Origin of the sequence: Pseudoalteromonas sp. MMG024 (assembly GCF_021654175.1) — a bacterium.
GTDB lineage: Bacteria > Pseudomonadota > Gammaproteobacteria > Enterobacterales > Alteromonadaceae > Pseudoalteromonas.
On the sequence record NZ_JAKFZO010000010.1, the window covers coordinates 151,625 to 178,378 of the forward strand.

Below are 26,754 nucleotides of genomic sequence, written 5' to 3' on the forward strand. Positions count from 1 at the left end.
CGTATTGGCTTCGTTCGAGGATTACTATGACAGATAAGTTAAAATTAATGATCGTCGATGATGAAATGGAGGTGCTTAATGCACTGAAAAGGCTATTCAGAAAAGACTTTGAGGTTGAGTCATTTAGTGATCCGGAAGCTGCAGCACAACAGTTATCTGAATCTACCTATAGCGTGATTATTTCAGATATGAAAATGCCCAAAATGAGTGGCGCTGAGCTGCTTTCTAAGGCATTTGACGTTTGCCCCGACACCCCTCGCATCTTATTGACCGGCTATTCAGATATCGATTCTACTGCGATGGCGATAAACCAAGGTAAAATTAATAATTACGTGAGTAAGCCATGGAGCAACGACGAGCTCAAAAATGTGGTGTTACAAGCGTCTGAGCAGTTTCAATTGAAGCAATCAGTAATGCGTTTGGAAAAAGAGCTGCAATTAAAAAACGAATTACTGCGCAAACAAAACCAAGATCTTGAAAGCAAAGTGCAAGCGCGCACGCAATCATTATCAAAACTCAACGATAAATTAAAATCAGCCAACAATCGCCAACGTAGCTTGTTTTATGATGTTATTGAAATGATCAACTTGATCATTGAAGACACAACTGGAGGCGGTGAAGGCCACGTAAAACGTGTTGCCAGTCATTGTCGTACGCTAGCGGAAGCCATGGGACTTGAGAAAAACCAAGTTACGCAAGTGTACCTTGCAGGCTTGATGCATGAGATTGGTAAGGTCTCGCTGTCAGATACGCTAGCAAAAAGTATTGAAAATGAATTATCTCGGGCTGAACTGGTAGAAAAACAAACCCATGCAGTGAAAGGCGCTGAAATATTACAAACGGTACCGCATTTAAAAGCGATTGGCATGGCGGTAAAGCATCAGTACGAGCGCTTTGATGGCAGCGGTGTGCCAGATCATTTAATTGGCACCAATATTCCGATTGCGTCGCGTATTCTAACCGTAGTAAATGAGTTTGATAAGTTAGTGCTTGGGCGAATTAGTGAGCAAAAGCTTTCACAGCAGCAAGCTATTGATTTTCTTAAAAAGGAAAGTAAAACTTATTTTGACCCAGAGGTCGTAAAAGCCTATGTAAACCTGCTCAATAGTGAAATTTCGCTCGATCAGCACAATATTGATCTATGCCTAGGTGTCAATATGTTGGAACCGGGCATGCATTTGAGCCAAGACTTACTTAATAAACAAGGTGCAGTGGTATTAACACAAGGCACTGAAATTACCCCAACACTTATCGAAAAGTTAAAATCCTACGAAAAAGAATGGCGTTATATCTTTAACGTATTTGTTCACTGATTTTGTTGCGAAATATGTTGATGATAAAGGGCCTAACTGGGCGCTTTATCGCAATTATTTGTTAGTTTACCTAATGTGATACATTTAAATTTCTTATGGTTAACAATTGAGCAACTTGGTGTGTCAAAGTGTGACCAAAAACACACTTACTTACCTAAAAAGCCTATTTTGCAGCCCGTCTTATTTCTTTGAGGGTTAAACTATTTCCCACTTTCTTGCGACTAATTTCTAACTATAGTCAAGCACGTTGTTTGCGAAAAAATAAAATAGGGAACGCAATGAACATTACAACTCGGGCTTTAAAAAATCCGGCGGGGGTGGCAATTTTTGTAACCCTATGCTTGGTGTTAGGGGTAGTGAGCTTTACTAAACTACCTATTCAACTTTTTCCAGATATTGAACGACCTCAGATTACTATTTTCACTAGCTGGCGACAGGCGTCACCAGCCGAAATGGAATCAGAAATCTTAGAACCTCAAGAAGACGTACTGCAAGGACTACCAGGGCTCACCAGTTTACGCACCTTTGCAAATTCAGGTTCATCGTTTATTAATCTTACATTTACGCTTGATACCGACATGGATAAAACCCTGATCGAAGTGATCAGCCGTATGAATCGGGTGCCGCCATTACCACGCGATGTAAATCCACCGGTGATAAGTCTCGGTGGCTTTAATGGTGGTGCACCAGCACTGACCTATTTTTTCATACAAGCGTTGCCCGGCAATGAAAAACCGATCGGCGAATATGCAACATTTTTCGATGACACCGTTCGCCCTCGGTTAGAGAGTATTCCTGGGGTTGCTCGCGTTCAATTGCAAACGGGTAACTCGCGTGAGCAATTACAAATCGAATTTGATGCTTATCGCGCAGCGGAACTTGGCATTAATTTAACACGAGTAAGCAATTTAATTGGTTCAGCAAATGATGCATCGGGTGGGTACGCCGATATAGGTCGCCGCCGTTATACGCTGCGCTTTGCTGGTCGTTTCGACCCAACTCAGCTCGGTAATTTGGTACTGGAATGGCGTGACGGTAAACCAATTAAACTCAGTGATATTGCTGAGATTAAAGTCACTCGCGATTCAGACAATGGTAGTGCGGTGCAAAATGGTAATCCGGCAATGTCGGTGCGCATAGACCGTGAAAGTGGCGCCAATGTGTTAGCAACGCTTGAGCGTGTTAAAGCAGAGGTCGACAAAATTCGCAGCCAAGTGCTTGAACCACAACAACTTACAATGCACCAATCCTTCGATGCCTCAGTATTTATTTATCGTGCAATTAATCTTGTTTCGAGCAACTTAGTACTTGGGATCCTGCTTGCTGTAGGCGTACTTTGGTGGTTCTTACGCCAGCGCCGCGCGACCTTGATTGTGGCAATGGCGATACCTATTTCAATTATGACCACCTTTATTGTGTTGAATATCACAGGCCGTTCGCTTAACGTGATTTCATTGGCTGGATTGGCATTTGCCACAGGCATGGTGCTTGATGCGGCAATTGTGGTGCTTGAAAATATTGTTAGGTTGAAAACCCAGGGCTTGCGCGCTGATAAAGCTGCTGCGAAAGGCACACAGTTGGTGTCGGGGGCGTTGATGGCCTCTACTGCGACGACCATTGCGATTTTTGTTCCGGTGATATTTTTACGTGATGTGGCAGGGCAATTTTTTGCGGACTTAGCGCTGACCATCGCCATTGCAGTATTTATCTCCTTGCTGGTGGCACTGACTATTTTACCTGTGGCTGCGAAAATGTGGCTAAACCAAACAGTTGAAGAAGATAGATTAGAAGGCCTTTGGCAAACTATCACACGCAAAATTATGGCGTTGACTAACTCAGGTAAAAAACGCCTTGCGGTGATTTTCACCTTGATGGCGGCGCCAGTTGCGTTGACTGTGTGGTTGTTACCCCCACTTGACTACTTACCACCCGTAAAACGTGACGCAGTAGATGCATTTGTGCGTTTACCAACGGGTTCAAACCAAGAGTTTGTTGAGCGCGAGTACATTAAGCCTTTGGTTGAGCGTTTACAGCCCTATATGGATGGCACGAAACAGCCAGCGCTTAAAAATTACTATATTTTATCATTTCCTGGCAACGCAAACTTAGGTGTGCGCGCTAAAGATCAATCACAAGTGAAAGAACTTGAACGCGTAATGCGTGAAGAGATTTTGGTTGATTTACCAGATACCCGCGTGTTTTCACAGCAAGGTAATTTATTTGGCGGCCTAGGCTCAGGTCGCAGCATTCAAATTCACTTGCAAAGCCGCGACACGCGCGCCATGGCTGATGTGGCCGATAAAACACGCGAAATCTTACAAGCACGTTTTGAAGACAGTAACATAAATATCAACCCCGGCACCCAAGATGCAGAGCCAGAACTACGCTTATTGCCAAATGACCGTCGCATGATGGAAGTTGGCTTTAATCGCCGTGATTTAGCACAACTTACCCGAGCAATGGGCACAGGTCTTTATGTGGGTGAATATTTTGATGGTAATAAACGTCTTGATATGATTTTCAAAGCCGAAGGTTGGCAAAACCCTGAAGAATTATCGGCAATGCCGATTACTACTCCAAGTGGCACTGTAGTGCAGTTAGGCGAGTTAGTTGATGTTACACGAACGGTTGGGCCGTCACGTATTCAGCGAATTGACCGTCGTAGAACCATTACAGTTAATGTAAACCCACCTGAAGGTATGTCGTTACAGCAGGCGATGGCTATTATTGAAACTGAGATTGAACCGCAAATTCAAGCGCTTATGCCTGCAGATGGTTCGATTAACTATGGCGGTAGCGCCGACAGTTTAAAACAATCGATTAAAACCATGGGGCAGAATTTTATTTTGGCGCTTGGGCTACTTTTTATTCTGATGGCCGGTCTTTTTAAATCGTTAAAAGACAGCTTAATGGTAACGCTATCCATTCCACTGGCAACCGTTGGTGGTGTTGTGGCATTACAGTTAATGAACCTTATTCAATTTCAGCCGCTCGACTTGTTAACCATGATTGGTTTTATTATTTTACTTGGATTGGTTGTAAATAATGCGATTTTATTAGTCGACCAAACTCGCCAAGGTGAACGCGAAGGGTTAAGCCGCGAAATGGCAGTCGAGCAGGCACTTAAACTGCGCTTACGCCCTATTTTTATGAGTACATTAACCAGTATTTTTGGCATGTTGCCGCTACTTATTATGCCAGGCGAAGGCAGTATTATTTATCGTGGTCTTGCGGCGGTAATAGTTGGCGGCATGGTGTTTTCAACCTTATTTACTTTGGTACTGCTCCCGGCATTACTAAAACAATTTTCAACGCGTAAAAGTGTTCAACCAACCTCTGTTACTTCTACTCAAACGCAACTGGAAGGGAATTAGTTATGAGATACGTTATTTCGACAATTATATGTGCTGTGCTGACATTACTTAGTTGTTTTGCAACAGCCAATGAACGCCCAGCTCCTTTGGTTGCTCTAAGAGATGTAGAGCAAGCTGAAATCGCTGAACAAATGTGGGTACCAGGCACTGTGGTGAGTCGTTTTGATTCGCGTTTAACCACTGAAGTTTCGGGCGTTGTAAAGCGCATTGCAGAAGTTGGTGAGCGCTTTAAAAAAGGCGATACGATTTTACTGTTGGACGATGCGTTTTTACAGCTCGAAAAACAACAAGCCAGTGCCAGCATAAAAAGTTTTAGCACACGTGTTAGCTTGCTTGAACGCCAACTTACTCGCATAGAAAAATTGGGCAAAAACGCCTCGTTGGATGCCCTTGAAGCGAAAGAAGCGGAGTTAATGATGGCAATGCAAGAGCTTGAACAGGCAAAGATCAGTTTACAGCGCATTGTATTGCAACTTGATAAAACTAAGCTAATCGCACCCTTTGATGGCACCATTGTTGAGCGCTACAAGCAAGTGGGTGAATTTAGCCAAACAAACTCACCTGCAGTACGGTTAGTGAGTTTAGATGACTTGGAAGTACGTGCAAATGCACCGCTATCCCATACGCAATTTAATAAAGTGGGTGATAGTGTATTAATTGCCAATAAAGATATGCGCTTTAGTTCAACACTGCGTGCTTTGGTACCGGTAGGAGATGAGTTAAGCCGCACTATGGAAGTACGCGCATCGTTAACTGAGCAATCTTTACCTATTGGCAGTGCGGTAAGAGTGAGCCTTGCAAGTAGCGCTAAGCATAATGCGTTAACGGTTCATCGTGATGCGTTAATTTTACGCCAAGATAAAGTATACGTGAATGTGGTAACCGATGACTTAACCGTAAAACAAGTGACAGTAGTACCCGGCAGCGGTTTCAATGACTTTATTGAAGTGAAAGGTGAACTTGCGCTAGGTGAAAAAGTGGCAATACGCGGCAGTGAAATGCTAAAAGAAGGTGCAAAAGTGCGTGTTAAACCATCTGAACAGTTACTTGCAGTACGTTAGAAAAATTAGTTAAGAAAAAGCGCGCGACCAAGTTACTTGGCCGCGCCTTTTTTTATCTGATATTGATCTCTGGATTAACAGCAACATCGCCAAACTGGTCAATCGTTGCAACGCTCTCGCCTTGGGTTAGTACCGCAAGTTTGCCTTGCGCTGTAGTACGTACAAACGCCAAATCATAGCCAAAGTTGTATAGATCATACATCGCGATCCGTTGTTCATCACTCAATAAACCCATGTGCTCATTAAAGCTAGGTGTATGATGTCTGCGTTCAAACATAACGAGGTCCTGCAAAAATCCTGCATGCTTTAACTATAGTGCGCTCTGTTGGTTGTGTGAAATTTGTACAGCCGGGGTGTGCCAAACGGTTGCTGTTTTGCACGTAATTGATTACAGTCTCGACACTTTTTATCGCATGACTAAATCCATGTTTTCGTCTCTTTTTCCGTTAGTCATAGTGGCCTTGCTTGGTTATGTTGCGCTTCGCAGCCATTATGTGTCTGCCCAAACCATTGGTGATCTTAGTAAAATTACCTTTAGTTTGCTGTTCCCTTTGTTTCTATTTATTAATATCGCGCAAGCCGATTTATCGGGTATTATCTCGTATTCAGTGTTTTTAACGTTTTATGCCGTTGTTATATCGACCTTTATAATAACGACGTTGCTCGCACCTCGACTTTTCAAGATACAGTCTGCTGGTAGCGCTGTATTTGCGCTAGGCAGTACGTATTCAAATACCATTATTGTTGGTTTGCCTGTGTTAATTAGCTTGTTGTCGCCGTCTGTTGCGGCGCTGGTGTTTTTAATCATCAGCTTTCATAGTGCTGTTTTATTTGGCGCGACCAGTATTTTTTCGAGTTTTGCGACGGGTAATTCGTTTCAATTTAGGCGCTTTTGTAAAGGTTTACTAAAAAATCCATTATTAATCGGGATCTACAGTGGGTTAATGGTGAATATGTTGGGTATTGATGTACCTGGTTTTATCGCAAGTACCTTACATTTAATTACCCAAGGCGCGTTAGCGCTTGCGCTATTTATTTTGGGTGCCAACCTGTATCAATATCGTTTGGCTGGTAATTATCAGCAAATTATCAGTGCCACGATTATTAAACTGATTGTATTGCCTTTGGCGGTTTTGTTAGTGGCGCGTTTGGGCTTTCATTTAAGTGATGAAATAACGTTAATTTTGGTTGTGCTGACAGCATGTCCAACTGGTGTAAATGCATACATCGTTGCTTGTCAGCAAAACAGTGGGCAAAGCCTCGTTGCAGGAACCGTGATACTCAGCACATTAATGAGTGTTGTAACTATTCCGCTATGGATTTATGTCTTGCAAACCCACTTGTTTAGTTAACTGCCAACTTCACTCCCGTTTTACACTTCTACTCATTTTATCTTTACTAAAGCACGATTTGGCATGCGCCTTATCGTGCGTGGCTGCGCCCGCTGTTTGACAAATGTTCAGCTAATTGATTAGTGCTCTAACTAATGTTATATTAATTAGAATTCTAATTAATTTTGAAGTGGTTTGTTTTGTGTAGAACAATTAATCGTTCTAATAACTTGATTTTATTGAGTCAACCCCGCCTATGAAACGATATTTATATTGCTATCAACTCTAAATATACAGTGCCTTTTAGATTAAATTTTAATAAAGCATAGATTGAATAATATTTTTATACGAATTAACAGCCAGGATATAAATCATGCAAGCGACGCAATTTGATAGTGAAACCACGCTAACAGGTAACACTATCCGTTTCGGCAAATTAAATGACCGTGTTTACATTACCGATGCAACAATTGAAGTACCAAACACCTTTCATAATGAAGTAGAAAGCTTTGCTAAAGAAGGCGGTTACAGCAAAATAATCGCCAAAGTAAAAGACGCACAAGTATTGCCATTTCTAAAGCGCGGCTACCAAATCGAGGCGACCGTGCCTGGTTATTTTGGTTTGCAAGACGCTATTTTTATTTCTCGGTTTTTTGATGAAGAGCGCGCTTCGTGCGATCACATGGATTTAAGTGACGGTATTATCAACGAAGTTCAAAATGTTGATTTATGGGAGCCTGGTTCGTTCTCTCAGCCTGTGCTATTTCGCAAGTGTAACCAAAGCGATGTACGTGCGTTATCTAAACTTTATCAGTTAGCATTTTCGAGTTATGGCTCACCAATCGGTGATGAAAACTACATCATAAACAGTATTGAAAACGGCGTAGACTATTTTTGTGTTGAATATATGAACGCCATAGTTGCCTGTGTGCGTATTGAATATGAGAAAGATGCACCAAATGCAAGGCTTTACGATACCGTTGTGTTAAGCCAATTCCGTAATGAAGGTATTGCCTCAGCGCTTATTTTTGAAGCGAGCAAATACCTAAAAAATAACGATGTACAGTTTATTTATTCGGTTTGTCGCGCGTCGTCTTTTGCTATAAATAAGGTATTTGCGCGATTAGGCTTTGAATATGGTGGCAGACTAATCAATAATAACTTAGTCAATAACAAGTTGGTGTCAATGAATGTGTGGTCTCAAAAGCTTTGATATCAGTTTAATTAAACGTAATTAATCTGAGAGGAAGCAAGGAATGAGAACGATATACAAAGATCAATTAGATAAACTAACCAATTCGCAAAATGAGCGTTTTTTTTCTAGCTCTATCAGTTCGTTATTACGTGAACGTGCAGATGAATTGGATAAAATGCTAATTGATATGTGGCGTGAATGTGGCTTAGTTAATTCGCCTTGCTCACTCAATGCCGTTGGCGGTTATGGCCGTGCAACATTGCATCCTTATTCAGATATTGATATTGCGATTATTACGCCCGATGACGCAAGTGAATTTCCCGAAGATAAAGTGAGGCAGTTTGTTACTGGGCTTTGGGATCTAGGGTTGGATATTGGCCATTCCGTTCGTAATTTAGCAGAAGCGAAACGTTTCGCCACCGAAGATATTACCATAGCGACTAATTTACTTGATATTCGCTGTTTATACGGCAACAAGCAACATGCAGAGTCGTTACTAAGCTCTTTGTACGATGAAACCACACTAAGCGATTTTGACTTTTTTAAGGCAAAGCTAGAAGAGCAACAAGCTCGCCATGAAAAGGCGCTCAATACCGCACTCTACCTTGAACCAAACATAAAAACTAATCCCGGTGGTTTACGTGACTTTCAAACCATTATTTGGGTTGCGCGCAAACATTTAAAGTTATCAAACGCTGGTTTATTTGAGCATGGCGAACTATTGCAAGAAGATGAACAATTTGAGCTAATTGAAGCCCACGACTTTATTTGCCGCATTCGCTGGGCGCTGCACTGCGTGGCTAATCGCCCGCAAGAATTATTATTATTTGAATACCAAGCTGATGTTGCGGAATTTCTAAAGTTTGGTCGTGGAGACAGTGCACAACAGGCAATCGAGCGTATGATGCGACAATTGTTTCGTGCCATGACCCGTTTGCAAGAACTTAACCAAATTCTCTGTGAAAATGTGAGCCTGTGTATTTCGCGCGATAGCGAAAAAGAAGTACTGCAAGTTAACGAAAATTTTGCCATTGTTGATGGTTTGGTTGATGTGAACTCATCAAGTGTATTTATTGATAAGTCGCAAGTGATCAAGTTATTTGGCTTATTGGCAAATCACCCTAAGGCAAAAGGGATATCGTCCAATACATTGAAGTTGCTGCGAAAAGTAAGGCACCGCTTGCTGGGCGAATTACAAGATTACCAAAGTTGCCGTGAAGAATTTATTCGCCTGTTTGAGCAGCCTAAAACCCTTAAAAAAGTACTGGGTTTAATGCACCGTTATGGGGTGCTAGAGATGTATGCGACGCAATGGGCGCAAACCGAAGGGCGTATGCAATTTGATATTCATAATGCCTACACGGTTGACGAGCATGTATATAAAACCGTGTCGTATATTTCTGACTTTGCAAATCATCAAGATGATCATGAAACCTATCATATTGCTTACGGCCGTGTGCAAAATAAATTGGCGTTATCGCTTGCTGCGTTTTGTCATCATTTAGCCGGTTCACAGGATAGTGAAAGTCATAGCACCAGTGCGATTTTGGCAAAAGAGTTTGCCGCATTCCACAATTTAAAAAATGCGTCGGTGGAGTTAATTGAGTGGTTGATTGAAAACCAAGAGTTGTTAATCAACACCAGTCGCACCTTAGATATTTACGACCCGCGCACAATTCGCAGCTTAAACAAACAGGTTAAATCGTTAGAGCGCTTAAATGCCCTGTATACGCTTACGGTAGCAGATATTATGGCGACTAATGAGGATGCTTGGAACGACTGGCAAGCTGCCATATTAGAACAACTTTACTTAGCAAGTCGTGAAGCATTCAAAACCGATGGGCAAAGTATTTTCGAGCAGCGAACAGTGATCCGCGAAAATAAAGCGCAGGCACAAACTATTCTATCAAACAGCGATATTGCTCTTAACGATGTCACTCAGTTTTGGTCAACCTTGCCTAATAGTTTTTTCACATTTACCAGTGCAAAAGAGCTTTCTGAAATTACAGCTAAAGTTGTTAACGCCACCCAGTTTCCTTTAGTATTTTTAACGCAGAGCGATCAAATCGGTTGTTCGACCTTGGTGGTGTATACGCCTAATAGGCAAAAACTCTTTGTCGATATTTTTAACACGCTTACCCAAGCGAAAGTGAGCGTTAAAGATGCTGAGCTACTAGAAACCAAAGACGGCAACGTGCTTGAAGTTTTCCGAGTGCTTGACGTTAATGATGAGCAGTTAAGTGAAAGTTACCGCATTAAACGGGTTATTAGCCAAATCGAACGTGTTATCGAATCTGGTCATAAAAGCTGTAAATTACCGGTTGCTAAAAAGATTAAAAGCTTTGATTCAGAGCCTATGGTGGAGTTTATTCCAACGCCAAAACGCGATAGAACGCTGCTCAAAGTCACGACGCTTAATAACCCTACTTATGTTGATAAAATTTGTTCGGTGTTTCGCAACTTAACTTTGTCTATTCATTCGGCAAAAGTAACCACACTAGGTGAGAGTTTAGAAAGTGTGTTTTTGCTTTCAGATAGCAACAATGAGTGTTTAAAAGAGGATTTACGTAGCCAAGTGATCGACGCATTTGGCTACAAGTTATCTTAATGTGCGCGTTGGTTTGACTGACGACGCACATCGATTACATTAACTTTTATTGTTGTCCTCTGAGCTTACAGTCATTGGCGCAATTTCAAGTACCGGTGCTGCATCAAGGTCAGTTGCATCCATCATATTAGCGATACGCTGCATTGAAGAAAGCAGCAGGCTTTGTTCCCACTGCTCAAGCGCACAAAAATTTTGAATAAAGTGTTCTTGCAGTGGTTGCGGCGCATCAATTAATGATGTTTTGCCCTTATTGGTTAAAAACAAGCTAACGCGACGTTTATCTTCATTGCTGCGCACACGCTCAATTAAATCACGGGATTCTAAACGGTCTAAGATATTCGTTACAGTTGCGGCACTTAGGTTAATCTCTTTTGCAACTGCACTTGCGGTAATACCTTTCACGCGGGCAATCTCTTGCATAATAAGCAGCTGAGGGCCGGTTAATCCAGACGATTTATTAAGTTGTTTAGAGTGTAAATCAATAGCTCGAATCACTTTACGGATTGACACTAACAGTTCTTCGTATTTTTCCATGGCTAAAGTAGTAACTCGCGTTTTGAACGGGAAATTTAAATTATTGGGTGATGGTATCAAAAATGCCACGTGCAAAACATAGCTTTAAACAGATGGGTGAAAATAACATTACAATTGCTCAATTAAAAAACATAAATTGGGTTTACAGCAGACAGGTTTACCTTACTATCTGTAGATGAGCTATTTACTTTGAACTTAAGCGTTTAGAATTACTATTAAACAGCAGCGATAAAATAATGATGAAAAGCAGTTTTAATTTTGAAGATATTATTCAGATTTGTGTCGGTGCATTTGCACTTGCAGTGCCGATTTCATTTTCAGAAGAAGCATGGCAGCTTGCACAAACATTACCGTTTACCAATTTATTGCTGCTATTAAGCTTGTCATTTCTATTTTTAAGTTTATATACCTTTGAGAGCGTATTTCAACGCAATATCCGAACGCGACGTTTACTATTTGTGTCGCGTATTATCTTTGCTTATGTCATTACGTTTTTTATTGTGGCGCTAGTCCTTTTAAGCATTAATAAATTGCCACTTCTTACAGAACCTCTTGTTGCCCTCAAACGCATTGTGGTTATTTCAATGCCGGCGTCAATGGGCGCGATTATCGTTGATAGTTTTGATAAGGAATAAGCGTTTTTAACGACGTTTTCGCTCCGCTTTACAGTTAATTTAACCCTTGATTTAACGTATAAAAACCCGCCTTCAAATTGTATTTGCAAGGCTATCTGCCATACTCAAATGTAAACCTACTGCAAATGTAAGGGATTTCCGTTGAGCACGATGACAGAGCAGTTTTTTCGCGGTGATTACATGCCTCATGGTCACTGTTACTTATGGCAACCTCATATTTTATGGACCCATGTTGTTTCTGATTTACTGATAGCGACCGCCTATTTTTCAATTCCTATTGCGATCGTTATCTTTATGAAAATGCGCAATGATATTGGCTATAACAATGTGTTTTTACTGTTCTCATTATTTATTTTATTTTGCGGTATCACTCATTTATTTGGTATTTGGACTATTTGGCAAGGGGTGTATGGCTATCATGGCATGGCAAAAGCTGTAACTGCGCTGGTGTCGATGACTACTGCGTTTTATCTGTACAAACTGTTACCTGAATTACTTAAAGTACCCACTATTTCGCAATACGAAGGCATTAAGTCGGAGTATGGTGTTTCTCGTCAAGAAAACAAAAAACTAACCAGTTTACTCGAAGGTCATATTCAAACTAAATGGATGCTTGATTCGCTACCACTTAATTTTTTACTAGCAAATGAACAGGGTGATGTGGTGTTTGCAAATGAGTATTTTAAATCAGAGTTTGGCGATATAAATGGCAAGTTAAGCAATTATTTAAAGGCAAATAGCCAAGAATTTGAAACCATAATCCAATCGAGTGGAAAAACCCTTGCGCTAAACGAAAATGCTAGCTTTGTTGGCCAAATCAAAACAGATAAAAAAAATCAAATTGTTGAAATTATTCTTACCAAAAAGGAGTATGCAGGTGAGGTGCAGCTACTTATTACCTTAAAAGATTTAAAAGAAGTGGCGGCATTAAAACAACAATTGGTTGAGTCAAATGCCCTTTTTGCGCGAGCTACTTCAGCCACAAATGATGGTATTTGGGATTGGAATATTCAAACCGGTAAGCAAGTGTGGTCGCCAAAACTATTTGAGTTAATCGGTGTGCCTGAAAACCAAGAGGCGAATTATGAAACTTGGTTTAATCACGTTCACCCCGATTTTCAAGACATAGTACAAAACGCGGTAGATGCGCATCTAAAATATAAAGAACGTTATGAAGTTGAATACCTTGGTCGTAACGCTCAAGGAGAATATAGCTGGTTTCTAACACGCGGGGATTCAATTTGTGATAGTCACGGCAACCCCGTCACCATGTCGGGTGCACTCAGAAATATCGATGAACAAAAGAAAGCGCAGCGCTTACTTGATGAACGAACACAATTTTTAGATGCCTTATACATGGGCACAAATCACGGTATTTGGGTGGTTGAATATTTAGATAACGACTTTAAATTTACTACTTATAATAATACCGCGCTTAAATGGGCGGGTATTTCGCAACAGCAGATTCTGAATAAACGATTATCTGAAATCACGTTTTTTCCTGCTGAAGTTAAGCAACATTTGCACGCAAAATATTTAACCTGCGTCGAGCAAAATTCGCCGCTCGAATATGTCGAGCATATTCCATTTGAAGGTGATGCTCGCTGGTTTAAAACGTCACTTTATCCGGTTAAAAAAACCGGAGATAAGCGTAATACATATCTCATCGGTAGTGCGGTAGATATTACTTCTGAAAAAGAAGCGCAGCGTCAGCTTGCTGACAGTCATAACTTTTTAGAAAGTCTATTAGACAGCTCTGTATGTGGTTTTTATATTTTTAATTTAGACACGCAACAAAATGAGCGAATTAATAAAACCTACACAGAGTTACTCGGCTACGAGTTAGATGACTTTGCAAATGATATTGATTTGATGGAGAAGTTTCACCCAGACGATCGCGCGAGCATGATTGAACATATGGAACTGATCACCCAATCAACCGGCAATGAAAAGTACTTTTTAGAATATCGCTTTCGCCATAAAAATGGTCATTGGGTGTGGTGCTATTCGGTTGATTCTGTATTGGAGCGAGATGAAAACGGTAAGCCCAAACGTATGCTAGGCACATTTGTCGATGTAAGCGACAAAAATGAATTCTTAGGTAAATTAAAGGCATCAAATGAATACTTAGAGCAGTTTGCCTTTATTGCATCACACGATTTACAAGAGCCGCTGAGAAAAATATCAGCATTTAGCGAGTCGATTTATCAGCGATTACAAGGTCAATTCAAATCGGACCCAGATAGTGAGTTTGAACTTGAGCGATTGCAGTTAGCTGCTAAACGGTTAAGTAAAATGATTGAAGATTTGCTCAAACTGTCGCGTATTAACACTAACGCTTTGTCGCTTGAAACCGTGTCATTTAATACAGTGTTAACACCGGTACTCGAAAATCTTGAGTTGAGCATTTTTCGAACTAAATCAGAAATTGAGTGCGACAACCCAGAGCTATTAATTACCGCTGATGCGGGGTTATTTGAACAGGTACTGCAAAACTTAATTGCTAATGCAATTAAGTTTACTAAGCCAGATAACATACCTGAAATCAATATTCGGCTCACTGAGCATGAATCGTCAGTTGAAATTGTTATTGAAGATCAAGGCATTGGCCTCGACCAAAGCCATGCGAAACGCATTTTTGAACCTTTTAAACGACTGCATACGCGAGAAAAATATGAAGGCAGTGGTATTGGTCTTGCTATTGTTGCACAAATAATCAAAGTGCATAACGCGCAAATTCGCTGTGAGAGCATAGAGGGGACAGGCACTCAGTTTATTATTAATTTGCCGAGAGAAGTGTAGCAATGCTGAACCTAATTTTAATTGATGATGATCCCGATGAGGCTTACATCATGCGTCAGGCGCTAAAAAAGGTTGATGATGAAAAAACGCTTGCACATTTTGATGATGGTAGAGAGTTTGTTGCATCTATTGACGCTTTTGCAAACGCGAATAGCTTAGTGTTACTCGATTTGAATATGCCGCAATGCGGCGGCTTTGACGTACTAAAATTAATTAAACAAAATAAACACGCGACTAATTTACCGGTCGTGATATATTCTAATTCAAATAGCCCTCATGATATTGAGTTGTCGTATCAGTATGGTGCTAATTCTTACGTGCGAAAGCCACAAGGCTTAAATGAAACCGTTGAATTCTTAAGCTCGCTGTTGAATTACTGGCAAAGGATCAATAAAACTTGAATGATCAACAAAAGTACAAATCTAATCATCTGATTTACTTGCTCGAAGATGACAGCGATGATGCTTACCTGATTAGGAATGCACTAAAGAGTGATAAAATTGTTAGTCACTCAATTATGACTTTTGATTCATTGACGAAACTGGTTCAAGCGCTCGAAAATTTTAAGCCTGACTTAATTATTATGGATTTGAACGTCACGGATAGTGATGGTTTTAATACCATGTTAACGGTAAAGCACAGTGCACAAGCAGTGCCTATTGTAGTCGTGACTGGAGTGGCCGATGAAGCCATGGGCGACCGTCTGATTCAACTTGGGGCGCAAGATTATGTACCTAAGTCAGAGCTTACATCGTCGCTATTGCAGCGCGTAATTCGCTTTTCTAAAGAACGTCATCACCTTTTACAAATACTTGAAAATTCAGCAAACCGTGATGCACTAACTAAACTATATAGCCGTAAAGCACTGGATTTAAAACTTGAAGAGCTGGTTGAACATGCGCAGCGTTACGGTGAAATGTTTGCCATTTTATTTATAGATTTGGATAACTTTAAACCCATTAATGATGAGTTTGGCCATGATGCGGGCGATCAGTTGTTGCAGCATGTCGCTAATCGCTTAGCTCTATTTAGTCGTTCCACAGATTTTGTTGCGCGCTTCGGTGGCGATGAATTTGTTACTTTGCTGCCGCACGTTAAAAGCACTGCTGATGCAGAGCAAGCAAGCCAACAGCAACTCAATGCCATTTGTGATGAATTTTATATTACTGACGTTGATGGTCAGGCGCAAAAGGTCGCACTTTCTGCGAGTATTGGTTTTGCCTTGTATGAGCAAGATGGCTACACCGTTGCTGAGCTTATTAAAGCTGCCGACACCGCGATGTATAAAAATAAACGTAAGCACGATTAATTAAAGTGCTTGCTGATCGGGATGGGTCAGAAATAAACGGGAAATAACCGCCAAGGTGACGCTCTACTCATAAAACGTCAGTCTTGGAGGTTAGTTGTTAATTACCTTGAACATATTGCTAATTCAATTTAATCGTAATAATCAAAGTGGCTATCGGCAATTTGCTTGTTGAGCCTAGCTTTGTCTTTTAATAATTCTATACGCTGCCAAGGTGATAACCGTTTTTTACGGTGCACTTTCATTGGCGCGGGTTTTCCCGATGTGTAGGAGGTTTGATATTTAACTTCCAACTCATCATCATAGTCAAAATCAGATACGTCAATATCCATTTTTTACTACCTTCTATCTCATTGCTTCGTGTTTGTTAACAACGATTAAGGTTGATAATACCGGCTAAAAAGCCGCTTTTTTACTTGGCGATAAACTGTAAAAGCTATTGCTTTTTGTAATCACTATTAGAAATTTTTTCCATAACTTTACAGCGTCAAGGGTTGCGGTTTCATCGCTGTTTAATTCTGCGACAAACATCGCCTCTTCGGCATTTTCTGGCGACAACAAGCCGTTATGCAGGCCGTATAAAGTATCACCGTATTTAATCAGCTCTTCTGATTCGCCAATACTGAAATAGCCGCTGCGTGACAAACCATAAGGAAATGTGTCGCTGGCATAAAACGGTATTTTGCCTTGTCGGATTGCCGTTTCCATTAGTCTTCACCTAAACCCACATACGTGAGTAATTCACTGTATGTGGCGAATGTGTCAAATCCTGAACCTTCAAGCTCGGTATTCACACAGTTTAATAAGTTAGTCTCATGTTCGCCGTCATTTTCCGCTAGGATATCTTGGCAATATTCCAAGTAATTTAACGCAATTGAAGGCGGTGCCTTTGTGCTATTTTCAGCGATAACAAACGCCGAGCTAAGTGATACAATCAAACCGAGCGCGACCATTTTAGTGAGTTTCATTACCAGTCCTCTGGGTTAACTTCTGCGCTAAATTTAGGGCTTGTTAAGGGAAATGAAAAGCAAATAATTATTGTCGATATAACAAAAAATCTTTAAATTATTGGCTGCGGTTTTAATACTAATTCGCTTAATTAATAACGCTGTTTTGCAGCAATAAAACGTCGTTAATATCATAGGGTGAATTGCATTATCTATTTGTTTTAAATGCAAATTTAAAATAAATTAGCAGCAGATGAGCCCCCTCTAAGAGATTAAGTGTTATTGCGAATTGGTTTACTAGGTGAAAGTATGGATATTAAGGTTTTTAAGACGTTTATCGCGGTTGCGGAAAACAGGCATTTTGGCAAAGCATCTGAGCAGTTATACATTACTCAAGCTGCTGTGAGTGCACGCATAAAACAACTTGAAGAATTTTATGCCACGCCGTTATTTATTCGCGAAAAAAATAATCTGACCTTAACGCCTGCGGGTAATGCGTTACTGCCTTATGCTCATCTGGTGATTGAACAAATCGCACAATCAAAAGCTATGGTGGGCTTGGCCAGTGAGCAAAAAACGGTATTTAATATCGCAGCAACACCCAATGTATGGGATGCATATTTGTGCTCTCGCATAAATGAAATGAATACGGTATTTGACTCGGTTGTGGTCGGTACGGAAATTTCAGTGCGAGAGGCAATCCAACGCAAACTTGATGATAAAAGTTTGCAGCTCGCTTTTTTAACAGACCCAATTAAAGACAGTGATTTTATTAATACCCATGTTGGTGATTTTGATATTTCGCTGGTTGGCAGTTGTGCTGAGTTCAGTGAAACATGCGACAATTATATTTATGTTGATTGGGGCATTACGTTTGCCAAAGAGCATGCGGCTCACCATAAAGTGCAACCGAGTCATCGCACCTCAGCAGCAACCATAGCGTTAGATTTGATGTTGGCCAATGGTGGTTTTGCGTATTTACCGAGTGATCTAGTCAAATCCTATATAGCAGAAGGGCGTTTATTCAATATAAACAGCGCCATGCAGTTAAAGCGACCAGTTTATTTGACCTATAAAAAATCAGCGCCACATTCGGCGCTGACAGATGAACTTTGCAATTTACTCGCAAATAGCTAAGCGTACTAGCTATAGGAATTTCCAACGGCGAAACATCACTAATGCAACAACACCTATGCCAGTTAATACACCGCAAAACCAATAAAAGGCATTGGGGTTATCAACGCCTGGCATGCCGCCCACATTAATACCGAACAACCCGGTTAAAAAGCCAAGTGGTAAGAAAATGCCGGCGATAATCGACAGCATGTAGGTATTGCGGTTCATCACTTCGCTGTTAATTTGCGCAATACGGTTATTAATCACGTCGATTTGCGCAATGTAGAAATCGATGGTGTCGACAATACGAGACAAGGTATCAAGCTCGGTCGCAAGCTCTACATGATAGTCATTAAATGCTGCCACATTGTTTTTACTCAATGCCGATAGTGCATACAATTGCGGCTTTAAAAAGCGATTTAAACGCAGTAGTTTACGGTGCTTAACACTTATCTCAGCAATGGCGTCTGAGCTAAACGCATCGTTATCTTGTGCGTTAATAAATTGCTCAATTGGCTCAATTACAGATTCAATTTTGGCATTTAGTTGGCTTAATAGCTCAATTACCAAAGATTCAAGGGTATCGGGTCCTTTATTCTTCTTTAACTGAGACGCTACCGCTTCAATTGCACGTAAGCGCTGAATGCTACACGTAACAACGCGCTCTGGCGTGTAAAGCAAACGCACAGTTAACATATCGTAGGGCTCTTTTCCGGCATTTAGGTTTACACCTCTTAAAATAAGGAAAAAGCTGTTCTTATCAATTTGCTGAAAACGCGGTCTTGTATCGGTGGCAAGCAGTGATTCAATAATTGATTCATCAAAACCAAGGGATTTTAACCAATGCTCAAATTCAGCCGATGAGCGATCACAGTGCACCCAATAATTTTGCTCTGCTAGTTGCTGTTCTGACGTAACAGCATTAGGCCTGTCGTTATGATTCATTTGCCAACCTTCAATTATAAAATCATGCTTCATGGTTATTTCCTAAGTTAGCTGTCAGCTTTGTTCATCGGTTCTGACTTATTAACAATATTAAGTGTGCCATCAAGGTGAATATCCCGCTGCGGGAATGCAATCGTAATATCTGCTGCTTTAAACGCTTCGTCTAACCCAAATCGAATATTGCTGGCAACTAATCGTAAGCCACCTTCAACTTGTGAGTTAATCCAAAAATACACTTCAAACAGCAGCGAGTTATCGCCAAAATCTTGAAAAAAAACTAACGGTGCCCGGCCATCTTCGTTTAGTGTGTCTGGTTGCGCGTTGGCAACTTCTAACATAATACGTTTTACACTTTGACAATCGGTACCGTAGGCAACACCTACAGCTACTGTACCGCGCACTAATTTGTCGCGTAAGGTCCAGTTGGTCACCGTGTTCTCTAATAGCTTGCTATTTGGGATCAGCATGTGAACGCCATCAACACGGCGAATACGTGTTGAGCGGGTATTAATTTCTTCAACAACACCCTTTACGCCTTCAACTTCTAAAAAATCACCAATGCGGATTGGCTTTTCGCCCATTAAAATCCAACCACTAATAAAGTTATTGATAATGTTTTGTGCCCCAAAACCAAAACCAATCGCGATTGCACCAGAAAGAAATGCAAATGCAGTGATCGGCACATTGATCATCGAAAGGGTTGTCATAAAAATAATAGCGAGCGCCACCACATACAAAATACGCTGTACTAAGTGAACAATATTAGGATCTTTATTTTTCTTTGTAAGGCGTTTACCAATCATTTTTATAATGAAGTGGGAAAGCCAAACACTGGCGATTAACCAAAGCGGAACGGCGAGCACTTCAATCAGTGTGACAACACGTTCATTAAATTTAAATAGCGGGAAATTGAGCCAATATTTAACTTGTTCTAACATTAATAAGTCCTTGTTAGGATTAGTTTTTTGCTATTTTACAACAATCAGTATACACAGGAAAATTTACAATCCGTGTTGCTTGCAGCTAGCACGCAGCACCACTGGTCCATACGTCTAACTGCATTACTGTTAACTTTGCGAGGCGACAAAGCCATTTGCAGGGTCAATAAAAAAGTGGTCGCCCATCGCTTGTCGACCTAATAACATTAAATAGGTCATATCTGAGCGATCGGTCAATGTTATTTCAATATTCCATTTATGCTCGCCAAGTATCGCAGGCGTTTTAATTACATAGCGCTGTTCGCTCATACCATTCGATGACTTTACTTTGCGAATATCATGCAAAATAGCGGTACAGCGTAAGGTTTTGTCTACGTTATGAATTTCAGGGTGAATATCAAACGATACTGCAGGCTTTTTATCCAATTTAGTTCGTTGAATATTATCAACATGCAGCGACGATGTTTGTGCGCCTGTGTCTACGCGCACTGTCATTTGCGTAATGCCTAAATCGGGTAGATCAATGTTTTCTACATGGCCGATAATTATTCTGTTATTCATAACAATCCTTCACTGTTCACAATATGGTTCACAAGTTCTTCTTCAACACTGCCAATATGTTCAGCAATTTCTTCATCATCTTCTTTAAAGTAAGCAATGTGGTACATGGCTTCGCCTTCTTGTACCAAAGGTATATTTTGTTTACCTATAATGACGCCACTTTTGTTTGCCAACACTTCCGTTAAAATCTCGCCGTACGGGCTACCGATCTCAGCAAGCACTTGGCCTTTTTTAACTTGGTCACCCAAGTTAAATAAATGGGTGACAATACCACTGCTGGTTGCGCGTACCCAACCACTGTTATTGGCGACAAATTGGTTAATTGTTTTTTTGCGTGCTCTGCCTTTTGGTGTCATTTTCAAATGGCGCAGTACATTAACTATGCCTTTAATGCCGGCGCGAATTGAAAACTCATCAAATCGCAGTGCTTCTCCCGCTTCGTATAACAACACCTTAGTGCCTTTATCAACCGCAGCATCACGCAATGAACCATCGATTATTTTCGAATTTAAAATTACTGGTGCACCGAATGCATTAGCAAGTGTTAAGGTTTCTTCATCCGCTAGTTGCGCCCTAATTTGTGGCAAGTTTGAACGGTGAATAGCACCTGTATGTAAATCAATACCGTAATCACAGTGGCTAACAATTTCTTTTAAGAAAATATTAGCGACACGTGCTGCCAAAGAGCCTTTCGCTGAACCTGGAAAACTGCGGTTAAGGTCGCGTCTATCAGGCATGTAGCGGCTTTGGTTGATCACCCCGTATACATTCACCATAGGCACAGCAATTAAGGTGCCTGCTGAAATTTTAAAGCCTTTTAAATTGATAAGGCGTCTGATGATTTCAATGCCATTCAGTTCATCACCATGCACCGCGGCGCTAATAAAAATTGTTGGGCCTGCTTTTTTACCGCGAATAATATGTACCGGTAAGTGCACATCAGCATCGGTGTACAATTTGGCTACTGGCAAATCAATTTTCTTTGTTTCGCCAGGCATAATTGTGTGTTCACCAATAATCAATTCGTTCATAACTGTTCCAATCGCGTTAATTAACCTTGTCCTTTGGTTTTTGTTGAACCAGACTTAGCCGTCTTTTCAATAAACTCAATGAGCTTACCTGCCACGTCTAATCCCGTTGCATTTTCAATGCCTTCAAGACCTGGAGATGAATTTACTTCCATTACCATAGGGCCATTGTGTGAGCGCAGTAAGTCTACACCGCAGAAGTTAAGTCCCATTACTTTGGCAGCGTTAACCGCAGTTGCACGTTCTTCTTTGGTCAGTTTAACCAGTTCCGCTCTGCCACCACGGTGCAAGTTTGAACGGAATTCACCTTCTGCACCTTGGCGTTTCATCGCTGCAACAACACGGCCACCAACAACTAAGCAGCGAATATCAGCACCGCCAGCTTCTTTAATATACTCTTGCACGAGAATGTTAGCTTTTAAGCCCATAAACGCTTCAATAATGCTTTCAGCTGCTTTTGCTGTATCAGCGAGTACGACACCAATACCTTGGGTACCTTCCAATAGTTTTATTACTAAAGGCGCGCCACCCACATTTTTAATTAAGTCTTTAATGTTGTCTGGCTTGCTTGCAAATCCTGTGCGTGGCAGACCAACGCCTTTACGCGACAGTAACTGTAGTGAGCGTAACTTGTCGCGAGAGCGGCTAATCGCTACCGATTCATTCACGTTAAATGTACCCATCATTTCAAACTGACGCGCAACTGCAGTGCCATAAAACGTAACTGATGCACCAATACGCGGAATAATCGCATCGTATTTTGGTAGCTCTTGACCGTGGTAACGCACCGCAGGGCGGCTACTGGTGATATCCATGTAGCAATGTAGTGTGTCGATAACATCAACCTCGTGGCCACGTGCGATACACGCTTCTTTTAAGCGGCGGGTTGAATATAGGTTTTCATTTCGAGATAAAATAGCAATTTTCATAATTTGGCATCCTTATTTTGGCGTTTATTTGTGCAATAAAATTTATGTTGGGAAAATTAGTTGAAAATATCTAAAAAGAAAAACAAAATAAAAATCACAAATTGATAAAATAATTTTATTAAAATGGGTGTTTTCGAATGAAAATTGAGCTTTTAACGACGTTTTTGGAAGTGAGCCAAACCTTACATGTGCGAGTCGCAGCCGATAACTTATACCTAACGCAAGCCGCTGTTAGTAGCCGTATTAAACAGTTAGAAGAAGAGCTCGGTGTGCAGTTATTTGATCGCACACAGAAACGTTTAAAACTTACCGCAGAAGGCCACCGCCTCGTTAAACATGCCAATGAAATGCTAATTATGTGGCAAAAGCTGAAACAAGATGTCGGCGTCGCTCAGCCTAACGCTTATCAATTGTTTGTTGGTTCAATGATGTCAATTTGGGACATTGTACTGCAGGATTGGCTGCAAAAAATTCACCGCAATCTAGATGACGTTCATTTATATACCCATACATATTCGCCACTAGAGCTTAGAAAACAAGTAATTAGCCGTTTAGTGGATATCGCGTTTTTATTCGAACCGCCATTTACAGAAGACATAGTGAACGAGAAGGTTGCAACGGTACCTTTGCAACTCGTGTCGACTGACCGCGATATGACATTACACAATATTGAGAACATGGTTATGGTTGATTATGGTGAGTCGGTAAACAGTCAAATTTTACGTGATTACAGTGAGTTAAATGCTATTCGCCATCATATGAGTCAACCGCGGATCGCGTTAAACTTTATTTTAGAGGCATCGGGTTGTGCCTACCTGCCAAAACAAATGTGCTTTGAGCATATTCGCAAAGGTAAATTACATGCGGTTGAGGGTGCACCTGAATATAGCCGTGATATCTATGCGATTTACCTTGCGAAAAGTCATAAGAAGCAGTTGGTGCAAGATGCGCTTATGTTATTCCCATACGTGCGTAACTAACGTATAAGCCGGAATGTTCAATAAATTTAATTTATCAAAAATCTAATATTGAAAATTTATTTTTATTACTGCCTATAACTTAACCGTTTTAACACCAAAATTTTGAAGATTTTTTTGATCTTATTTTTTCGTAGGCAATATTTTGCTTTTATTTAATAATGAGCAAAAACAAAAATCGTTTTTAGCGTCTTTATGAATAATCCGAAAATCCGTCAAGTGGGTATTTTTACCGAGTCAGAAGAAATAACCCATTGGTTAGCGTGCACACTCAAGCTTACAACGCTGTCGTTTGATAGTATATGCATTCTCAATAAATCGAGTGATATTGCGAAAAATAGCCCGTCGCTGATTATTGTTACCGAGTGTAAATTCAGAGCGCTGTACAATTATTTGAATAAAGCAAACACGTTACTGCCTGTGCTGGTAGTAACGCGAGACTTTAATGGTTTTAGCGTGCCAAACGCCAATCGTTTAACTATTGATTTGTTGCCATTACCTGCAGCTACTATTGGTTTGCTTGAACATAGTATTAAAGCCGTATTTCAAGACTTTAAGCTGAATCAGGAGTTAACGAAGCTTGCCCACTATGATGCACTAACGGGTGCTGCAAACCGATTATTATTTCAAGACCGCTGCAAGCAAGCGCTGAAAATGGCAAAACGCAATAAGCGAGCGGTTGGTTTATTGTGTTTTGATCTCGATGAGTTTAAACCGATTAATGATACTTATGGCCACGATATAGGCGATGAGCTATTAAAGCGATTTGTTGAAATTGTTTCTTCGGTTAGCTGTGAAACTGATACGTTAGCGCGCCTTGGCGGCGATGAATTTGCTTTGTTGCTGCCGGATACTGCCGAATCTGAGCTGACGCAGTTTTGTCAAAAAGTGGTGCAGTGTTTAGCGCAGCGCAGCAACTAAATGAACAGTTAATTGAAATAAAATGCTCGATAGGTGCTGTTTCGACCTCAAAAGAAGAACATGTAACCTTAATCCCGCAAAAGCTTATCAAGAAAGCAGACCAAACAGTTTATCGAGCAAAAGAAATACAAGGCACTAGCTTTGTTATTGTTTAAACGTGTTTTTTTATGATTGTCGACTAGAATTTTGTTATGGCCTAGACGTTAATTGCGCATTTTGTTGCTTGAAAACGGCGAAGCATCTTAAATGTGCTTGCTAAAAACAATAAATTATTCCTAATATAGTGGCGTTTTATTTTTATATGCCGATAACTAGGTTCTTTATACGCCGCACGAGTCAATCTTGAAACAAAGTAACACACAATGATCTGTATTACTTTTTTAGGTTTCGTAGCGTTAATCTGTTATTTTTTAAGAGGTGCTTAATGTTTTTAAATTGGGTGAACAAAAGCGAGTTAGAAAAACTACAACAAGAAAACCAGCGCCTAAAACAAGAAAACGCCGAATTAAACCAAGCGTTAGCGCGTTCTGAACAGGATAGCTTGGGATTCAATAGTGATTTAGATATGTTGTCGGAGCGCGCACAACATCAAGAGTCTTTGTGTAAATTGTCGCTGCAATCAGGTGAGTTACTTGGTCAAATTCGTGAGAGTCTCGCTGCTTCATCTGCAGAATTAATTGCACACCGCGATGACTTTAACGCGTCGCAACAGTTATTTGATCAAATTAAAGACTTGCTCGCCGCTACAATTAGTGCGACTTCGGTGATTTCTAATGACTCACAGCATGCGTCAAATTCGGTAGACGAATTAAATGAAGTGACCAAAGGCATTAATGATTTCGTTAATATTATTAAAGGGATCTCTGATCAAACGAACTTGTTAGCACTCAATGCTGCAATTGAAGCCGCGCGAGCAGGCGAGCAGGGCCGAGGTTTTGCTGTTGTGGCAGATGAAGTGAGAACCCTTGCTCAGCGCTCTGCCGAAGCATCAAATGAGATTTCAGTATTGATTGAACAAGTAAACAGTCAAATGAAAGATGTGGTTAGCAGTATTAATGGTGTTGGTGAAAAAAGTGTCAAAATTAAAGACAGCACAAGTTGTATTGATAAAACCGCAAATCGAATTGTAGATTTTTCACAAAATATGTACACGGTAATCACTAATTCAACCGCTGATGCATTTTTACAAACAGTAAAAATGGATCATGTTGTATGGAAAATGGACGTGTACCAAGTAATGTTGGGGTTATCTAATAAATCACCAGAGGACTTTGCGGATCATACAATGTGTCGTTTAGGCAAGTGGTATTATGAAGGTGAAGGTCACAGTAAATACACTAGTTTTTCGGCATTTAAAAAACTTGAAAAGCCTCATGCTGAAGTGCATCAAAATGGCTTAGCTGCACTAAATGCAAATCTTAAAGGCGATAAAAGTACCGCCGCTCACCATCTTGCTCTAATGGAATCAGCAAGCTTTGAAGTGGTTGAACAATTAACGCAACTGTCTCATCAGGTGGCAGGCGAAGTTACTTTAATAAAAGATCATACTGAACTGTTTTAACCTAGCCCTTGCTTTGGCGGAACAATAATTTGGCCGCCAAAGTAAAAGAGCACGACAAATTACTGCGCGTTTGACGACTGAAAATAGACTTTAAACGCGCCTCTTAGTTCGTCAAGTTTAAAGCCTGTGGCTGTATCTTTTGGGTAATGCGCTTTGATTTTTGTCTTTAAGTCGTTGCTAATATTTTCGCCATGGCAAGCAAGGCAAAGTTGCCCGGTTGGAATAGCTTTCATAAATTGGTATTCGCCGCTTTTGGGGTTTAAGTTCGAATAAGACACTGTTTTTGCAGGCTCACCGCTAGCAAGTCGCTTGGCAAAATCTTGTAGTATCGCTATCTCCTTAATATTGGGGGTATTCTGACTGTTACGAGTTTTCAAACTTGTACGGCTGATTTGCCAACCATGACTCGAGTATTTTTTGGCAATTTCAGGGGCTTGCTCTTGGCATACCTCAACACCAGCAGATAGCCCGCCTTTTGCCACGGCTGTCATTAAAGTAGCTTTTAGCTCGGTTGCAAATGCATTGGTGATCTTTTTGGCTTGCATATCGAGCTGTGCTTTTTGCGCGATTGCATCATTAGCGTGAACGGCGCCTGCAAATACTATTAAAGATATTGCACAGGCATTAATCGCTGTTTGTATCGTTGAACAGTTGGTTTCGGTCATCTTGCTA

Annotated in this window: 26 protein-coding genes; 15 read left to right on the forward strand and 11 right to left on the reverse strand. The window is 40.7% G+C overall.

Going from position 1 to position 26,754, the window contains the following annotated elements:
* Positions 1 to 26: 26 nt before the first annotated feature.
* The 3 genes from L1068_RS11670 (at position 27) to L1068_RS11680 (ending at position 5,748) form a co-directional block, all read left to right on the forward strand.
* Positions 27 to 1,313, forward strand: coding sequence for an HD domain-containing phosphohydrolase (locus L1068_RS11670; RefSeq protein ID WP_237130413.1), 1,287 nt, complete (start codon positions 27 to 29; stop codon positions 1,311 to 1,313).
* Between the two features lie 278 nt (positions 1,314 to 1,591).
* Complete coding sequence (locus tag L1068_RS11675; RefSeq protein WP_237130414.1) at positions 1,592 to 4,687, forward strand: efflux RND transporter permease subunit; 3,096 nt, start codon at positions 1,592 to 1,594, stop codon at positions 4,685 to 4,687.
* A 2-nt stretch (positions 4,688 to 4,689) separates the two neighbouring features.
* Entirely contained in the window at positions 4,690 to 5,748 is a 1,059-nt protein-coding gene (locus L1068_RS11680; RefSeq protein ID WP_237130415.1) for an efflux RND transporter periplasmic adaptor subunit, read from the forward strand.
* Positions 5,749 to 5,800: 52 nt separating this feature from the next.
* Here L1068_RS11680 and L1068_RS11685 read toward each other — a convergent pair whose 3' ends face one another.
* Complete coding sequence (locus tag L1068_RS11685) at positions 5,801 to 6,025, reverse strand: hypothetical protein (RefSeq protein WP_054980836.1); 225 nt, start codon at positions 6,023 to 6,025, stop codon at positions 5,801 to 5,803.
* 148 nt (positions 6,026 to 6,173) lie between these two features.
* On the opposite strand from L1068_RS11685, the gene L1068_RS11690 reads away from it, so the two are divergent.
* The 3 genes from L1068_RS11690 (at position 6,174) to glnD (ending at position 10,882) form a co-directional block, all read left to right on the forward strand.
* Positions 6,174 to 7,100: an AEC family transporter gene (locus L1068_RS11690; protein WP_237130416.1), complete on the forward strand. Its 927-nt coding sequence runs from the start codon at positions 6,174 to 6,176 to the stop codon at positions 7,098 to 7,100.
* 352 nt (positions 7,101 to 7,452) lie between these two features.
* Positions 7,453 to 8,292 carry a putative beta-lysine N-acetyltransferase gene (gene ablB, locus L1068_RS11695; protein WP_054980838.1) on the forward strand — a complete coding sequence of 280 codons (840 nt, stop codon included), beginning with the start codon at positions 7,453 to 7,455 and terminating at the stop codon, positions 8,290 to 8,292.
* 43 nt (positions 8,293 to 8,335) lie between these two features.
* Entirely contained in the window at positions 8,336 to 10,882 is a 2,547-nt protein-coding gene (glnD, locus tag L1068_RS11700) for a [protein-PII] uridylyltransferase (protein ID WP_237130417.1), read from the forward strand.
* A 39-nt stretch (positions 10,883 to 10,921) separates the two neighbouring features.
* Here the strand turns inward: glnD and L1068_RS11705 are convergent, their stop codons facing one another.
* A complete protein-coding gene (locus L1068_RS11705) occupies positions 10,922 to 11,416 on the reverse strand; it encodes a MarR family transcriptional regulator (RefSeq protein ID WP_054980840.1) in 495 nt (164 codons plus the stop codon).
* A 239-nt stretch (positions 11,417 to 11,655) separates the two neighbouring features.
* On the opposite strand from L1068_RS11705, the gene L1068_RS11710 reads away from it, so the two are divergent.
* The 4 genes from L1068_RS11710 to L1068_RS11725 all read left to right on the forward strand — a co-directional run bounded on the left by L1068_RS11710 (position 11,656) and on the right by L1068_RS11725 (position 16,162).
* Positions 11,656 to 12,051, forward strand: coding sequence for a DUF2391 family protein (locus tag L1068_RS11710; RefSeq protein WP_054980875.1), 396 nt, complete (start codon positions 11,656 to 11,658; stop codon positions 12,049 to 12,051).
* A 150-nt stretch (positions 12,052 to 12,201) separates the two neighbouring features.
* Positions 12,202 to 14,853, forward strand: a complete 2,652-nt coding sequence (locus L1068_RS11715) for a PAS domain-containing protein (RefSeq protein ID WP_237130448.1) — start codon at positions 12,202 to 12,204, stop codon at positions 14,851 to 14,853.
* 2 nt (positions 14,854 to 14,855) lie between these two features.
* Positions 14,856 to 15,254, forward strand: a complete 399-nt coding sequence (locus L1068_RS11720; protein ID WP_054980842.1) for a response regulator — start codon at positions 14,856 to 14,858, stop codon at positions 15,252 to 15,254.
* On the forward strand, positions 15,251 to 16,162 hold the full coding sequence (locus L1068_RS11725; RefSeq protein ID WP_054980843.1) for a GGDEF domain-containing response regulator: 912 nt from the start codon (positions 15,251 to 15,253) through the stop codon (positions 16,160 to 16,162). The genes L1068_RS11720 and L1068_RS11725 overlap by 4 nt, the downstream gene beginning before the upstream one ends.
* 128 nt (positions 16,163 to 16,290) lie before the next feature.
* Here the strand turns inward: L1068_RS11725 and L1068_RS11730 are convergent, their stop codons facing one another.
* The 3 genes from L1068_RS11730 to L1068_RS11740 all read right to left on the reverse strand — a co-directional run bounded on the left by L1068_RS11730 (position 16,291) and on the right by L1068_RS11740 (position 17,127).
* Complete coding sequence (locus tag L1068_RS11730; protein WP_237130418.1) at positions 16,291 to 16,491, reverse strand: hypothetical protein; 201 nt, start codon at positions 16,489 to 16,491, stop codon at positions 16,291 to 16,293.
* A gap of 64 nt (positions 16,492 to 16,555) precedes the next feature.
* Positions 16,556 to 16,867, reverse strand: coding sequence for a DUF413 domain-containing protein (maoP, locus tag L1068_RS11735; protein ID WP_237130419.1), 312 nt, complete (start codon positions 16,865 to 16,867; stop codon positions 16,556 to 16,558).
* Positions 16,867 to 17,127 carry a hypothetical protein gene (locus L1068_RS11740; protein WP_237130420.1) on the reverse strand — a complete coding sequence of 87 codons (261 nt, stop codon included), beginning with the start codon at positions 17,125 to 17,127 and terminating at the stop codon, positions 16,867 to 16,869. The genes maoP and L1068_RS11740 overlap by 1 nt, the downstream gene beginning before the upstream one ends.
* Before the next feature lie 288 nt (positions 17,128 to 17,415).
* On the opposite strand from L1068_RS11740, the gene L1068_RS11745 reads away from it, so the two are divergent.
* The gene (locus L1068_RS11745) at positions 17,416 to 18,243 is read left to right on the forward strand and encodes a LysR family transcriptional regulator (RefSeq protein ID WP_237130421.1); all 828 of its coding nucleotides are present in this window, start codon (positions 17,416 to 17,418) and stop codon (positions 18,241 to 18,243) included.
* 9 nt (positions 18,244 to 18,252) lie between these two features.
* On the opposite strand, the gene L1068_RS11750 is transcribed toward L1068_RS11745, so the two are convergent.
* From L1068_RS11750 to rimK, 5 genes are all read right to left on the reverse strand, one after another.
* On the reverse strand, positions 18,253 to 19,200 hold the full coding sequence (locus tag L1068_RS11750) for a zinc transporter ZntB (RefSeq protein ID WP_237130422.1): 948 nt from the start codon (positions 19,198 to 19,200) through the stop codon (positions 18,253 to 18,255).
* A gap of 14 nt (positions 19,201 to 19,214) precedes the next feature.
* Positions 19,215 to 20,105 carry a mechanosensitive ion channel domain-containing protein gene (locus L1068_RS11755; RefSeq protein ID WP_237130423.1) on the reverse strand — a complete coding sequence of 297 codons (891 nt, stop codon included), beginning with the start codon at positions 20,103 to 20,105 and terminating at the stop codon, positions 19,215 to 19,217.
* Between the two features lie 129 nt (positions 20,106 to 20,234).
* Positions 20,235 to 20,666, reverse strand: coding sequence for a RimK/LysX family protein (locus L1068_RS11760; RefSeq protein WP_237130424.1), 432 nt, complete (start codon positions 20,664 to 20,666; stop codon positions 20,235 to 20,237).
* The gene (locus L1068_RS11765) at positions 20,663 to 21,697 is read right to left on the reverse strand and encodes a succinylglutamate desuccinylase/aspartoacylase family protein (protein WP_237130425.1); all 1,035 of its coding nucleotides are present in this window, start codon (positions 21,695 to 21,697) and stop codon (positions 20,663 to 20,665) included. The genes L1068_RS11760 and L1068_RS11765 overlap by 4 nt, the downstream gene beginning before the upstream one ends.
* A gap of 20 nt (positions 21,698 to 21,717) precedes the next feature.
* Positions 21,718 to 22,623, reverse strand: a complete 906-nt coding sequence (gene rimK / locus L1068_RS11770; RefSeq protein WP_237130426.1) for a 30S ribosomal protein S6--L-glutamate ligase — start codon at positions 22,621 to 22,623, stop codon at positions 21,718 to 21,720.
* 137 nt (positions 22,624 to 22,760) lie between these two features.
* On the opposite strand from rimK, the gene L1068_RS11775 reads away from it, so the two are divergent.
* The 4 genes from L1068_RS11775 (at position 22,761) to L1068_RS22080 (ending at position 26,082) form a co-directional block, all read left to right on the forward strand.
* A complete protein-coding gene (locus L1068_RS11775; RefSeq protein ID WP_054980852.1) occupies positions 22,761 to 23,603 on the forward strand; it encodes a LysR family transcriptional regulator in 843 nt (280 codons plus the stop codon).
* Between the two features lie 192 nt (positions 23,604 to 23,795).
* Positions 23,796 to 24,521 carry a GGDEF domain-containing protein gene (locus L1068_RS11780; RefSeq protein WP_237130427.1) on the forward strand — a complete coding sequence of 242 codons (726 nt, stop codon included), beginning with the start codon at positions 23,796 to 23,798 and terminating at the stop codon, positions 24,519 to 24,521.
* Positions 24,497 to 24,676: a hypothetical protein gene (locus L1068_RS11785; protein WP_237130428.1), complete on the forward strand. Its 180-nt coding sequence runs from the start codon at positions 24,497 to 24,499 to the stop codon at positions 24,674 to 24,676. The genes L1068_RS11780 and L1068_RS11785 overlap by 25 nt, the downstream gene beginning before the upstream one ends.
* A gap of 269 nt (positions 24,677 to 24,945) precedes the next feature.
* Positions 24,946 to 26,082 (forward strand): methyl-accepting chemotaxis protein, encoded by a 1,137-nt coding sequence (locus tag L1068_RS22080; protein ID WP_054980855.1) that lies wholly within the window; start codon positions 24,946 to 24,948, stop codon positions 26,080 to 26,082.
* A gap of 59 nt (positions 26,083 to 26,141) precedes the next feature.
* Here the strand turns inward: L1068_RS22080 and L1068_RS11800 are convergent, their stop codons facing one another.
* Positions 26,142 to 26,747, reverse strand: coding sequence for a DUF3365 domain-containing protein (locus L1068_RS11800; RefSeq protein ID WP_237130429.1), 606 nt, complete (start codon positions 26,745 to 26,747; stop codon positions 26,142 to 26,144).
* Between the last annotated feature and the right edge of the window lie 7 nt (positions 26,748 to 26,754).